Annotated in this window: 12 protein-coding genes; 11 read left to right on the plus strand and 1 reads right to left on the minus strand. The window is 63.5% G+C overall.

Translation table 11 applies throughout. From position 1 onward, the window contains the following. Positions 1-117 precede the first annotated feature (117 nt). Positions 118-1,110 (minus strand): malate dehydrogenase, encoded by a 993-nt coding sequence (locus EPD80_RS09690; RefSeq protein WP_142803437.1) that lies wholly within the window; start codon positions 1,108-1,110, stop codon positions 118-120. A 134-nt stretch (positions 1,111-1,244) separates the two neighbouring features. Between EPD80_RS09690 and EPD80_RS09695 the strand changes: the two genes are divergently transcribed. From EPD80_RS09695 to zapE, 11 genes are all read left to right on the plus strand, one after another. Beyond that, a complete protein-coding gene (locus EPD80_RS09695; protein ID WP_142803436.1) occupies positions 1,245-1,973 on the plus strand; it encodes a GntR family transcriptional regulator in 729 nt (242 codons plus the stop codon). A gap of 79 nt (positions 1,974-2,052) precedes the next feature. Next, entirely contained in the window at positions 2,053-2,445 is a 393-nt protein-coding gene (gene sdhC, locus EPD80_RS09700) for a succinate dehydrogenase, cytochrome b556 subunit (protein WP_142803435.1), read from the plus strand. After that, positions 2,439-2,786 carry a succinate dehydrogenase, hydrophobic membrane anchor protein gene (gene sdhD / locus EPD80_RS09705; protein ID WP_142811357.1) on the plus strand — a complete coding sequence of 116 codons (348 nt, stop codon included), beginning with the start codon at positions 2,439-2,441 and terminating at the stop codon, positions 2,784-2,786. Before sdhC ends, sdhD begins: the two co-directional genes overlap by 7 nt. A 2-nt stretch (positions 2,787-2,788) precedes the next feature. Further along, complete coding sequence (gene sdhA, locus EPD80_RS09710; RefSeq protein WP_142811359.1) at positions 2,789-4,582, plus strand: succinate dehydrogenase flavoprotein subunit; 1,794 nt, start codon at positions 2,789-2,791, stop codon at positions 4,580-4,582. 18 nt (positions 4,583-4,600) lie between these two features. Further along, positions 4,601-5,308 carry a succinate dehydrogenase iron-sulfur subunit gene (locus EPD80_RS09715; RefSeq protein ID WP_142803432.1) on the plus strand — a complete coding sequence of 236 codons (708 nt, stop codon included), beginning with the start codon at positions 4,601-4,603 and terminating at the stop codon, positions 5,306-5,308. Continuing rightward, positions 5,305-5,613 (plus strand): FAD assembly factor SdhE, encoded by a 309-nt coding sequence (locus EPD80_RS09720; RefSeq protein ID WP_142803431.1) that lies wholly within the window; start codon positions 5,305-5,307, stop codon positions 5,611-5,613. The genes EPD80_RS09715 and EPD80_RS09720 overlap by 4 nt, the downstream gene beginning before the upstream one ends. Further along, positions 5,610-6,905 (plus strand): citrate synthase, encoded by a 1,296-nt coding sequence (gltA, locus tag EPD80_RS09725; protein WP_142811361.1) that lies wholly within the window; start codon positions 5,610-5,612, stop codon positions 6,903-6,905. The genes EPD80_RS09720 and gltA overlap by 4 nt, the downstream gene beginning before the upstream one ends. Before the next feature lie 48 nt (positions 6,906-6,953). Further along, positions 6,954-9,788, plus strand: a complete 2,835-nt coding sequence (locus EPD80_RS09730; RefSeq protein WP_142811363.1) for a 2-oxoglutarate dehydrogenase E1 component — start codon at positions 6,954-6,956, stop codon at positions 9,786-9,788. Positions 9,789-9,822: 34 nt separating this feature from the next. After that, positions 9,823-11,031, plus strand: a complete 1,209-nt coding sequence (odhB, locus tag EPD80_RS09735; RefSeq protein ID WP_142811365.1) for a 2-oxoglutarate dehydrogenase complex dihydrolipoyllysine-residue succinyltransferase — start codon at positions 9,823-9,825, stop codon at positions 11,029-11,031. A gap of 55 nt (positions 11,032-11,086) precedes the next feature. After that, positions 11,087-12,508: a dihydrolipoyl dehydrogenase gene (gene lpdA, locus EPD80_RS09740; RefSeq protein WP_142811367.1), complete on the plus strand. Its 1,422-nt coding sequence runs from the start codon at positions 11,087-11,089 to the stop codon at positions 12,506-12,508. After that, a complete protein-coding gene (gene zapE / locus EPD80_RS09745; protein ID WP_142811369.1) occupies positions 12,508-13,671 on the plus strand; it encodes a cell division protein ZapE in 1,164 nt (387 codons plus the stop codon). The genes lpdA and zapE overlap by 1 nt, the downstream gene beginning before the upstream one ends. Positions 13,672-13,674: the final 3 nt, after the last annotated feature.

Here is a 13,674-nt window from a genome sequence, read left to right on the forward strand (position 1 = left end):
GCTTTTGCAGCGGGTTTGCCTCGACACCCCCCGAATCGATCGCATCAAGGATCGGGCGCGGTGCCGTCTCGCGTAGGAGTCGGCCAGGCCCGAGCGCAGCGATCGTTTTCTGGAGGCTCAGCCGAGGAGGTCCTTGACGCCTTCGCGTTCCTCGATGAGCTCATTGAGCGTGACGAGGATGCGCTCGCGGGAGAAATCGTCGATCGGCAGGCCCTGGACGATGCGGTATTCCCCGTTCTCGCACACGCAGGGGAAACCGAAGATGATGCCTTCGGGAATGCCGTAGGAGCCGTCAGAAGGCACGCCCATCGTCACCCAGCGACCGTTCGTGCCCAGCCACCAGTCACGGATGTGGTCGATGGCGGCGTTGGCGGCGGAGGCGGCCGAAGAGAGGCCGCGCGCCTCGATGATGGCGGCGCCGCGTTTGCCGACCGTGGGGATGAAGACTTCGCGGTACCAGGTTTCGTCGTTGATGAGATCCTTGACCGACTCGCCGTTGGAGGTGCAGAAGCGGTAGTCGGGGTACATGGTGGGGGAGTGGTTGCCCCAGACGACGATGTGCTCGAAGCTCGACACCGGCCGGCCGGTTTTGATCGCCAGCTGGGCGAGCGCCCGGTTGTGGTCCAGCCGCAGCATGGCGGTGAAATTTTTCGCGGGGATGCGGCCGACTTTCTCGGCGGTCTTCATCGCGATGTAGGCGTTGGTGTTGCAGGGGTTGCCGACCACCAGCACCTTGCAGTCGGGATTGGCGTGTTCGGCGATCGCCTTGCCCTGCACGGTGAAGATTTTCGCGTTTTCGGAGAGCAGGTCCTTGCGCTCCATGCCGGGCCCGCGCGGGCGTGCGCCCACGAGCAGGGCGATTTGGGCATCCTTGAACGCGACGTTGGGGTCGTCGGTGGCGATCATGCCGGCGAGCAGCGGAAAGGCGCAGTCTTCGAGTTCCATCATCACGCCCTTGACCGCTTTTTGCGCCTGGGGCAGGTCGAGCAGCTGCAGGATGACGGGCTGGTCTTTCCCCAGCATTTCGCCGCTGGCGATGCGGAACAACAGGCTGTAGCCGATCTGACCGGCGGCGCCGGTGACGGCGACGCGAACGGGGGCTTTGCTCATCGGTGTTCTCCATGGTGAACGATAACCTTTGAATCCTAGTCGGGTGATCGCAGCTTGTCAATCCATGTCTTATATCTTATATAAGACGGTAGACATGGTAGACGTCCTATCTTTTTTGTGCTGAAATAGCAAACATGGCTTCGAATGCACCCTCCTTCAGTCCGTTGTATCGGCAGATCAAATCGTTGATCGTCCAGGCGCTGGAATCCGGCGAATGGCGACCGGGCGAGGCCATCCCCAGCGAGCAGGAGCTGGCGGCTCGTTTCGGCGTTTCTCAAGGAACCGTGCGCAAGGCCGTCGACGAATTGGCCGCGGAGAACGTGCTCGAGCGCAAGCAGGGCAAAGGAACCTTCGTGGTCTCTCACCACGATCCGCGCCAGTTCTTCCGTTTCCTGCGGCTCGTACCCGACGACGGCAGCCTGACCCAGCCGCAGAGCGTGCCGCTCGACTGCTGGCGCGCCAAGGCGGGACAAGAAGCGGCCCGCGTGCTGCAGATTCCCGTGGGCGATCCGATCATCATCCTCAGGCGGGTATTGAAATTTTCGGGCAAACCGGTGGTGCTCGACGAAATCTATCTCCCTGGCGAAGTATTCGAGGGGCTCACGCTCGACACGCTCAAAGAGTGGAAGGGTTCGCTCTACAGTTTCTTCGAGACGCGCTTCGGCGTGCGCATGCTGCGGGCCGAGGAGCGCATCCGCGCCGTGGCCGCCGACCGCATGGCCGCCGAGACGCTGGGCGTGAAGGAGGGAACGCCGCTTTTATCGGTGGAGCGCGTGACGTATACTTACAATGATCGGCCGGTGGAATGGCGCCGTGGGCGCTATCTCACCACGCAATACCATTACCACAACGAGCTGACCTGAGTCGGGTCGGCGAGCGCCGTTTTTTCGAGGGTGCGTCCGCCGGGGCGGGCGCGTATGTGTGACCAAGGGAGCAAGCGCGATGAGCGAAGCAAGCGTGGCACGAAAGGCGCGGCCCAAGTTTCTCGACCTGCGGGAAATTCGGCTGCCGTTGCCGGGGATCGTCTCGATCCTGCATCGGATCAGCGGGGCCGGGTTGTTCCTGCTGTTGCCGTTTTTGTTGTATCTGTTCGACTTGAGCGTGTCTTCACCCGAGACGTTCGCCACCTACAAGGCGATCGTCGGCCATCCGCTGGTGAAGCTGATCCTCTTCGGTCTGCTGTGGGCCTACCTGCACCATTTCTGCGCCGGCATCCGCTTCCTGCTGCTCGATCTGCACAAGGGCATCGAGCTCGAGCAAGCGCGCCAGAGCGCGCGGCTGGTGCTGATCGTCAGCCTTACGCTCACCGTGATCCTGGGAGTCTGGCTATGGTGAAACGTCTCGTCGTCGGCGCCGGCTACGGCCTGCGCGATTGGCTCGGTCAGCGCGCCACCGGTGCTTACATGGCGCTCTATACCATCATTTTTGCCTTCTCGGCGCTAACCTTGCCCAAGATGGACCATGAACACTGGTCAGCACTCTTCTCGGGCGGGCTGATGCGCTTCCTCACCTTCCTCTTCTTCATGTCGCTTGCCTATCACGCGTGGGTCGGCGTGCGCGACATCTGGATGGATTACGTCAAGCCGCTGGGCCTGCGCCTGGCGTTGCATCTCGTCACGCTCTTCCTGCTCGTCGGCTACGCCGGCTGGGCGGCCAAAATCCTGTGGAGACTCTGACCGTGAAAGTCGCGAAGCATACCTTCGATGCCGTGATCGTCGGCGCCGGTGGCGCCGGCCTGCGCGCAGCGCTGCAACTGGCCGAGGCGGGGTTGCGCACGGCGGTGCTCACCAAGGTGTTCCCCACGCGCTCGCACACCGTGGCGGCGCAGGGCGGAGTGGCCGCCTCGCTGGGCAACTCCACGCCCGATCACTGGCACTGGCACATGTACGACACCGTCAAGGGGTCCGACTGGCTGGGTGACCAGGATGCGATCGAGTTCATGGTGCGCAAGGCCAACGAGGTCGTGATCGAGCTCGAGCACTATGGCATGCCGTTCGACCGTACCGACGAGGGCAAGATTTATCAGCGTCCCTTCGGCGGGCATTCGATGAATTACGGTGAGGCGCCGGTGATGCGCTCCTGTGCCGCGGCCGACCGCACCGGGCACGCGATGCTGCATGCGCTCTACCAGCGCAACGTGCGCGCGCGCACCCACTTCTTCGTCGAATGGATGGCCCTCGACCTCATCCGCGACAGCGAGGGGCACGTGCTCGGCGTTACGGCGCTCGAACTCGAAACGGGCGAAGTGGCGATCTTCCACGCCAAGGCCACCATCTTCGCCACCGGCGGGGCGGGGCGTATCTATCATTCCTCGACCAACGCCTTCATCAATACCGGCGACGGTCTGGGGATGGCCGCGCGTGCCGGCATTCCGCTCGAAGACATGGAGTTTTGGCAATTCCACCCCACGGGCGTTGCCGGTGCGGGCGTGCTCATCACCGAAGGGGTGCGCGGCGAAGGCGGCATTCTGCGCAATTGCAACGGCGAGCGCTTCATGGAGCGCTATGCGCCCAACCTCAAGGATCTGGCCTCGCGCGACGTCGTTGCCCGTGCCATGGTCACCGAGATCAACGAGGGGCGCGGCTGTGGGCCGAACAAGGACTACGTCCTGCTCGACATCACGCACCTCTCGCCCGAGATCATCATGAAGCGGCTGCCGGGCATCCGCGAGATCGCCATCCAGTTCGCCGGGGTCGATCCGATCAAGGAGCCGATTCCGGTGGTACCTACTTGCCACTACATGATGGGCGGCATTCCGACCAACTATCGTGGTCAGGTGGTGATGCCCAAGAACGGCGATCCCAACGCGCCGGTGCCCGGGCTCTACGCCGCCGGCGAGTGCGCCTGTGCGTCGGTGCACGGCGCCAACCGTCTGGGCACCAACTCGCTGCTCGACCTGCTCGTCTTCGGCAAGGCCTCGGCCGAAACCGCCGTGGCCGATATCAAGAGCGGTAACCTGAGCTTGCGTGAGCTGCCCAAGGATGCGGCCGAGGTGAGCCTCGCGCGCCTGGCGCGCCTCGAGAACCAGAAAGAAGGCGAGCCGGTGGCCGATGTGCTGCTCGAGCTGCAGCGCACGATGCAAAACCACGCGGGCGTCTTCCGCTTCAAGGACAAGCTCGAGGAAGGGGTGCAGAAAATCCTCGCGGTCGAGGAACGGGTGCGTCGCACGGCCATCCGCGACCATTCCAAAGTATGGAACACGGCGCGCATGGAGGCGCTCGAGCTCGAGAACCTCATCGAGGTGGCCAAAGCGACGATGATCTCGGCCGCGGCGCGCAAGGAATCCCGTGGGGCGCACGTGCGCGACGATTGTCCCGATACGCCCGAATTCCCCAACGGGCGCAACGACAAGGAGTGGCTCAAACACACCCTGTGGTTCCGCGACGGCAACCGGCTCGAGTACAAGCCGGTCAATCTCAAGCCGCTCAACCCCGACACCCAACCCATCGCGCTCGCCAAGCGCACGTACTGACCGGCGGGAGAATCGACCATGACCCGAGTGGTGCAATTCCGCATCTATCGCTACGATCCCGACAAGGATCAGAAACCCTACATGCAAGACATTTCGGTCGAGCTCGAACCGACCGACAAGAAGCTGCTGCAGGCGCTCGTGCGCGTCAAGGCCAAGGACGATTCGCTGTCCTTCCGCCGCTCCTGTCGCGAAGGGGTGTGCGGGTCGGATGCGATGAACATCAACGGCAAGAACGGCCTGGCCTGCCTCACCGACATCGACAGCCTGGCGCAACCCATCGTGCTGCGTCCGCTGCCGGGCCTGCCGGTGATCCGCGATCTCATCGTCGACATGACGCAGTTCTTCAAGCAGTACCATTCGATCACGCCGTACCTCATCAACGACGATCCTCCGCCCGAGCGCGAACGGCTGCAGACGCCCGAGGAGCGCGAGGAGTTGAACGGCGTCTATGAATGCATTCTGTGCGCGTGTTGCTCGACCTCTTGCCCGTCGTTCTGGTGGAACCCGGACAAGTTCGTCGGCCCAGCGGGGTTGTTGAACGCCTATCGCTTCATTGCCGATACGCGCGACACGGCCACGAATCAGCGGCTCGACAACCTCAACGATCCGTATCGGCTCTTCCGCTGCCATACGATCATGAACTGTGTCGATGTCTGTCCCAAGCATCTCAACCCCACCAAGGCCATCGGCAAGATCAAGGAGCTGATGGTCTCGCGTGCGGTATGACGAGCCCCAAGGGACGGATCCGCTGGCATTGTCGGCGGGCCCTGCTCGAACTCGACCTCATCTTCCAGGATTTCCTGGAGGTCGAGTTCGACCGGCTTGGCGACGAGGAACTCGCGATCCTCGAAGAGCTGCTGGCATTGGAAGACCACGAACTGTGGGCTCTCGTCAATGGTACCCGTCCCATCCCTCGGCCGCATTGGAGCGGGATGGTCGAAAAACTGCGCGGCGTGAGGGTGCACCGGCGCACGCGCCTGACGGGTGAGGAGGGGTTCGGAACCCTCGAAAACGAAGGAGAAAAAGCATGAGCACGGAACGTAAAGCGACGCTCGTCATCGACGGCAAGGAATATCACTATCCCATCCTCTCGGGCACGCTCGGCAACGACGTGATCGACATCCGCAAACTCGGCAGCGAAACCGGGCATTTCACCTACGACCCCGGTTTTCTCTCCACGGCGAGCTGTCGCTCTTCCATCACCTACATCGATGGAGAAAAGGGGGAACTCCTCTACCGCGGCTATCCCATCGAGCAGTTGGCCGAACAGTGTTCCTTCATCGAAGTCGCCTATCTGCTGCGCAACGGCGAGCTGCCCACCAAGACCGAACTCGAAGACTTCGACAACCGCGTGCGGCGTCACAACATGCTGCACGACCAGATGAACCGTTTCTTCACCGGTTTTCGTCGCGACGCCCACCCCATGGCGGTGATGGTCGGCGTGGTCGGAGCCCTTTCGGCCTTCTATCACGACGTGCTCGACTTCAGCGACGCCGAGCATCGCACCGTTTCCTTCATCCGGCTGGTGGCCAAGATGCCCACCATCGTGGCGATGGCCTACAAGTACAACGTGGGCCAGCCGTTCATGTATCCGCGCAACGACCTCTCGTACGCGGCGAATTTCCTGCACATGATGTTCGGTACGCCCTGCGAGAAGTACGAGCCCAATCCGGTGCTCGTGCGCGCGATGGACGTCATCTTCACCCTGCACGCCGACCACGAGCAGAACGCCTCCACCTCCACGGTGCGTCTGGCCGGTTCCTCGGGGGCGAATCCCTTCGCCTGCATCTCTGCCGGCATCGCCTGCCTGTGGGGCCCGGCGCATGGCGGCGCCAACGAGGCCTGTCTGCGCATGCTCGAGGAGATCGGCGACGTCTCTCGCGTGGGTGAGTACATCGAGCGCGCCAAGGACAAGAACGACCCCTTCAAGCTCATGGGATTCGGTCACCGCGTCTACAAGAACTACGACCCACGTGCCAAGCTCATGCGCCAGATTTGCCACGAGGTGCTGCAGGAGCTGGGTCTGGAGAACGATCGCCTCTTCAAGTTGGCCATGGCGCTGGAGAAGATCGCATTGGAAGACGAATACTTCGTCGAGAAGAAACTCTATCCCAACGTGGATTTCTACTCCGGCATCGTGCAGCGTGCCATCGGCATCCCGACTTCGATGTTCACCTGCATCTTCGCGCTCGCGCGCACGGTGGGGTGGTTCACGCAGTGGGAAGAGATGATCACCGATCCCGAATACAAGATCGGCCGTCCGCGTCAGCTCTACGTCGGTGCGCCGCGTCGCGACGTCGTGCCGCTCGAGGCTCGGGGATGAGCCATCGTATGACCGGAACCCAGGCTCAGGCCTGAAAGAGAGATCCCCATGTACAAGGAATTCCAGGACACGACCGTCCTTTTCGGGGCCAACGCCCCGTTCGTCGAGGAGCTCTACGAGCATTATCTCGTCGATCCGCAGTCGGTCCCCGAAGAATGGCGACGCTATTTCGATGCCCTGCGTCAGGGACCGGGGCCGGAGCAGGAAGTGCCACACGCTCCGATCCGCGCCGCGTTCGAGCAAATGGCCAAGATGGGGCCGGTGCGCTTCGTCAAGACCGGCACCGACGATGGCCAGCGTCAGGTGGGGGTGCTGCAGCTCATCAACGCGCACCGCTTCCTCGGCCACCGCGTCGCCGACATCGATCCTCTGAAACTGCACGAAAAGCCGCGTGTGGAGGAGCTCGAGCCGGCCACCTATGGGCTCACGGAAGCCGATCTCAACCGCGAGTTCAACGTCGGCTCTTTCCGCGGGCTGGAGAAACAGACGGCCACGCTGCGTGAGATCCTCGATGCGCTGCGTCAGACGTATTGCCGCACCGTGGGCGTCGAATACATGTACATCACCGACACGGCACAGAAGCGCTGGCTGCAGGCGCGCTTCGAGCCGGTGCATGGCAAGGCGAAGCTCACGGTCGATCAGCAGAAACGCATCCTCGAGCGGCTCACCGCCGCCGAAACCCTGGAGCGCTACCTGCACACCCGCTACGTCGGTCAGAAGCGCTTTTCGCTCGAAGGGGGAGAGTCGGCCATCGTGGCGCTGGACGAGGCGATCCGCGTGGCCGGGCGGCATGGCGCGCAGGAAATCGTCATCGGCATGGCGCACCGCGGGCGTCTCAACGTGCTGGTCAATGTCCTGGGCAAGCCGCCGGCCATGCTCTTTGCCGAATTCGAGGGCAAGAAGGCCGAGGAGCTCACCGCCGGCGACGTGAAGTACCACATGGGTTTCTCGAGCGACGTGCTCACCCCGGGTGGGCCGGTGCACCTCTCGCTCATGTTCAACCCCTCGCACCTCGAGATCGTCAATCCCGTCGTGCTCGGTTCGGCCTACGCCCGCCAGCAGCGCCGTGACCCGGCCGAGGCCAAGGATCAGGTCGTGCCGATCATCATCCACGGCGACGCGGCGGTGGCGGGGCAAGGGGTGAACCAGGAGGTGCTCAACTTCGCCCAGACGCGCGGCTACGGCGTGGGCGGCGCGGTGCACATCGTCATCAACAACCAGATCGGCTTTACCACGTCCGATCCGCGTGACCTGCGCTCCTCCACCTACTGTACCGACGTCTTCAAGATGGCCGAGTCGCCCATCTTCCACGTCAATGGCGACGACCCCGAGGCGGTGGCCTTCGTGATGCAGCTCGCCATGGAATTCCGCAAGGAATTCAAGAAAGACGTGGTCGTGGATATCGTCTGCTTCCGCAAGCTCGGACACAACGAACAGGACGAACCGGCGGTGACCCAGCCGCTGATGTATCGCCGCATCCGGCAGCATCCGGGCACGCGCAAGCTCTATGCCGATCATCTCGTGCAGAGCGGTGTGATCGCCTCTGACGACCCCGAGCGCTACATCCAGGAATACCGCGAACATCTCGACCGCGGCGAGCTCCTCTACAATCCCGTCGTGGCCAACGTCGTGCGCAAGCACGCGATCGACTGGACCCCGTTCATCGGACAGGAATATACCGACGAGTGCGATACGTCCATTCCCGCACCCGAATATCGGCGCCTGGCCGAACGGCTCACCACGATTCCCGAAGGTTTCGAGCTGCATCCGCGGGTGCAGAAGATCATCGAGGACCGGCGGGCGATGGGGCTCGGCGAGATCCCGGCCGACTGGGGATTCGGCGAGAACCTCGCTTATGCCTCCCTCGTGGCGCAGGGTTTCGGCGTGCGCCTGTCGGGCGAAGACGTGGGGCGCGGCACCTTCTTCCACCGCCATGCGGTGCTGCACGACCAGAACCGCGAGCGGCGCGACGAAGGCACTTACGTTCCGCTGCAGAACATCCAGGAAGGGCAAGCGCCGTTCTACGTCTATGATTCCACCCTCTCGGAAGAGGGGACGCTGGGCTTCGACTATGGCTACGCCATCACCGAGCCGAACCAGCTCACCATCTGGGAGGCCCAATTCGGCGACTTCGCCAACGGCGCTCAGGTGGTGATCGACCAGTTCATCGCCTCGGGCGAAGCCAAGTGGGGGCGGTTGTGCGGGCTGACCCTGCTGCTGCCGCACGGCTATGAGGGGCAAGGGCCGGAGCACTCTTCGGCGCGCATCGAGCGCTATCTGCAGCTATCGGCCGAGCGTAACTGGCAGGTGTGCGTGCCCACCACCGCGGCACAGATCTTCCATCTGCTGCGCCGTCAGATGCTGCGGCGCGTGCGCAAACCCCTTGTAGTGTTCACGCCCAAGTCGCTGCTGCGCCTGAAAGAGGCTGGCTCACCCATGGAAGACTTCCTGCACGGAGGGTATCGTACCGTGATCGGTGAAGTCGAAGAGCTCGCGCCGAAGAAGGTCAAGCGCGTGCTGCTGTGCCAGGGCAAGATCTATTACGAGTTGCTCGCTTACCGGCGCGAGAAAGGGATAGACGATACGGCCATCATCCGGCTGGAGCAACTCTATCCTTTCCCGGCAGAGGCGCTCAACGCTGCCCTCAAGCCCTTCGCCCAAGCCAAGGAACTCGTCTGGGTGCAAGAAGAACCGCGCAACCAGGGCGTGTGGTACTGGCTGCTGTCGCGCCAGCATCTGAAGAACGAGCTCGGGCGCGGTCGTCGCCTACTGCTCGTCGCGCGCCCGGCCAGCTCCTCGCCCGCCGTGGGGTACCTCGCCAAGCACGTGGCGCAACAGAAGGCCGTGATCGAAGGGGCGTTCGGCCCGATCGAGGCCGATTGAGCGCGCAGTCATACCAGACCGTCAGGAGAATGACATGTTGATCGAAGTGAAAGTGCCCCAGCTGTCCGAGTCGGTGGCCGAAGCCTCGCTGGTGGCTTGGCACAAGAAGGAGGGGGAGTTCGTCAAGCGCGACGAGAACCTTGTCGATATCGAGACCGACAAGGTCGTATTGGAGACGCCGGCCCCGGCCGATGGGGTCCTGGTGAAGATCCTCAAGGGGGATGGAGAAGCCGTGACCTCCGGCGAGGTGATCGCTCAGATCGATACCGAAGCCAAGCCGTCTGTCGGTGCGACGTCGGGGGCGGCGGCGTCCGAGTCGGCGCAAGCGCCGGCCAAGGGCCAGAGTGACTCCGCCACCACTGCCGCCGTGGCGAGCCCCGCCGCACGCAAGATCCTCGAAGAAAAGGGCATCGCGCCCGAAAGTGTGTCGGGTAGCGGGCGCGGCGGGCGCATCACCAAGGAAGATGCGCTGGCGGCTCAGCCGGCAACCAAACCGGCCGGCGGTGCCGCTCCGGTCGCGTCCGCCGTTGCCGTGACGGGGGAACGTCCCGAGCAGCGCGTACCGATGACCAAGCTGCGCAAGCGCATCGCCGAGCGCCTCCTGCAGTCGAAGAACGAAAACGCCATGCTGACCACCTTCAACGAGGTCAACATGGCTGCCGTCATCGAGCTGCGCAAGAAGTACGGCGAGAAGTTCGAGAAGGAACACGGCGTGCGTCTGGGGTTCATGAGCTTCTTCGTCAAGGCCGTTTGCGCCGCCCTGAAGAAGTTCCCCATCCTCAACGCCTCGGTCGATGGCGACGACATCATCTATCATGGCTACATCGACATCGGCATCGCCGTGGGTTCGCCGCGCGGTCTGGTGGTGCCCATCCTGCGCGATGCCGACCAGCTCTCCATGGCCGAGATCGAGAAAAAGATCAACGAGTTCGCCGAAAAAGCCAAGGACGGGCGTCTGTCGCTCGAGGAATTGACCGGGGGAACCTTCTCCATCTCCAACGGAGGGGTGTTCGGTTCCATGCTCTCCACGCCGATCATCAACCCGCCGCAGTCGGCCATCCTCGGCATCCATGCCACCAAAGACCGTCCGGTGGTCGAAAATGGCCAGATCGTGATCCGTCCGATCAACTACCTCGCCCTGTCTTACGATCATCGAATCATCGATGGGCGTGAGGCGGTGCTCGGTCTCGTGACGATCAAGGAAGCCCTGGAAGATCCGGCGCGCCTGCTCTTTGGCGTGTGATTGCCGTAGGGGGCGGCACATGCCGCCCCTTTTTCGTCATGAGGAGGAAGGATCGATGCAAAGTTTCGACGTCTTGGTGATCGGCGGTGGCCCGGGGGGTTACGTCGCGGCGATCCGCGCCGCGCAGCTTGGTTTCAAGACCGCTTGTTGTGAATCCAATCCCTATGCCGACCCCAAGGGTGAACCCCGCCTCGGCGGAACTTGCCTCAATGTGGGTTGTATTCCCTCGAAGGCTCTGCTACACACTTCGCATCTCTATGAGGAGGCGGCCCATGCCTTTGCGGATCAGGGCATCCGTGTGCAGGGGCTGGCGATCGACGTGCCGGCGATGATGCAGCGCAAGGCCGGCATCGTCACCCAGCTCACCCAGGGGATCAAGGGGCTCTTTCGCAAGAACAAGGTGACCTTGCTGCCCGGTCATGGGCAGTTTCTCGGTCGCGAAGGGGAGAGCTGGCAGGTGCGCGTGGGCGAGGAGACGGTGCTCGCCAAGCACGTGATCGTGGCGACGGGCTCCAAGGCGCGCCATCTGCCGAACCTGCCGGTGGATAACCGCATCGTGTGCGACAACGTCGGTGCGCTCGAATTGCAATCGGTACCCAAGCGGCTCGTCATTGTCGGGGCCGGTGTCATCGGGCTCGAGATGGGGTCGGTGTGGCGTCGTTTGGGGTCGGAAGTGACCATCCTCGAAGCGCTACCCGACTTCCTCGCCGCCGCCGACGCGGACGTGGCCAAGGAGGCGCTGTCGCTCTTCACCAAGCAGGGGTTCAAGTTCCAGTTCGGCGTCACCATCGAGGGCGCCGAGGTAAAAGGTGATGGGGCGATCTTGCGCTACCGCGACCAGGAAGGCAAGGAGCAGACGCTGAAGGCCGACCGGGTCATCGTCTCGGTGGGGCGCGTGCCCAACACCGACGGGCTCGGTGCCGAGGGGGTCGGCTTGCAGGTCAATGAGCGGGGTCAGATCGTGGTCGACGATCATTGCTGCACGAACCTGCCCAACGTCTGGGCCGTGGGCGACGTGGTGCGCGGCCCCATGCTCGCGCACAAGGCGATGGAAGAAGGGGTGATGGTGGCCGAGCGCATCGCCGGGCAGGCGGGGCACGTGAATTACGATGCCATCCCGTGGGTGATCTACACGGCGCCCGAGATCGCCTGGGTGGGCAAGACCGAGGCCCAGCTCAAGGCCGAGGGCGTGGAGTATCGCGTCGGCAAGATTCCTTTCCTCGCCAACGGACGGGCGTTGGGTATGGGGGCGCCGCAGGGTTTCGTCAAGATGATCGCCTGTGCCAAGACCGACCGCATCCTGGGCGTGCACGTCATCGGGGCGAACGCTTCCGAGCTCATCGCCGAGGCGGTGGTGGCGCTGGAGTTCGGTGCGGCGTCCGAGGACATCGCGCGCATCTGCCATGCCCACCCGACTTTGTCCGAGGTGATGCACGAAGCGGCGCTGGCGGTCGATCGCCGGGCGCTGCATTTCTGATGGCCGAGCAGGTCGCGGCCGCGGCGGGTGACATCGTCGCGGCCTATGAGGCGGCGCTCGCTGAGCGGGGCTATCGTCCCGATCCGGCGCAGCGCCGCGCCGTCGAGCGGCTGCAACGCCTGTGTGAGGCGCTGTGTCGCGCCGAGCGCCCACGACCTGGGGACGAAGGGGCTTCGCGCGTTCCCTTGGGTTTTCTGCGCCGTGTCTTCGCAGCGAAGGCAAAGCATACGGCACCGACCGAGCCAGCGGTGCGCAGCGTCTATCTCTGGGGGGGCGTGGGGCGTGGCAAGAGCTTCGTGATGGACGTGTTCTTCGAATCTTGCCCCTTTGCCGCCAAGAGGCGGGTGCATTTCCACGCCTTCATGCAGCGCGTGCATGAAAATTTGCGCCGGCACAAGGAGGTTCCCGATCCGCTTGCCAAGGTGGCCGAGGACATCGCCGCAGAGGTGCGGCTGCTGTGTTTCGACGAATTCCACGTCTCGGACATCGCCGATGCCATGATTCTGGGTCGGCTGCTGGAAGCCTTGCTCGCGCGCGGCGTGGTCTTCGTGCTCACCTCGAACTATCCGCCGCACGGGCTCTATCCCAACGGGCTCATGCGGGTGAATTTCCTGCCCACCATCGCCCTCATCGAACGGACCTTCGACGTGCTGGAGGTCGATTCGGGCACCGACTATCGCCTGCGCACCCTGGAGAACGTCGAGCTCTACCTCGTGCCGCCTTCGCCCGAGAACGAGGCCAAGCTGCGGGAGGATTTCCGCCGCCTCACGGGGCATGAGCCGGTGCCTGGTACCTACCCGATCTTCGGCCGAGAAATTCCTTGTCTCGGTCGGCACCAGGACGTGATCTGGTTCACCTTCGCGGCGCTGTGCGACGGGCCGCGCTCGCAGAACGACTACCTGGAAATCGCGCGCGAACACGACACGGTGCTCCTAAGCGGCATCCCGCGGATGGGGCCGGCACAGGCTTCGCAGGCGCGGCGTTTCACCTGGCTCATCGACGTGCTCTACGATCATCGGGTGAAACTGATCGCCACCGCCGAAGCCGAACCACAGGAACTCTACCGCGAGGGCTTGAACGCGCACGAATTCGTCCGCACCGCGAGCCGCCTGATCGAGATGCGCACGCGCGACTATCTGGCCGAAGCACACCGGCCCGATTGACGG

The organism is Tepidiphilus olei (assembly GCF_006980705.1).
Classification (GTDB): domain Bacteria; phylum Pseudomonadota; class Gammaproteobacteria; order Burkholderiales; family Rhodocyclaceae; genus Tepidiphilus; species Tepidiphilus olei.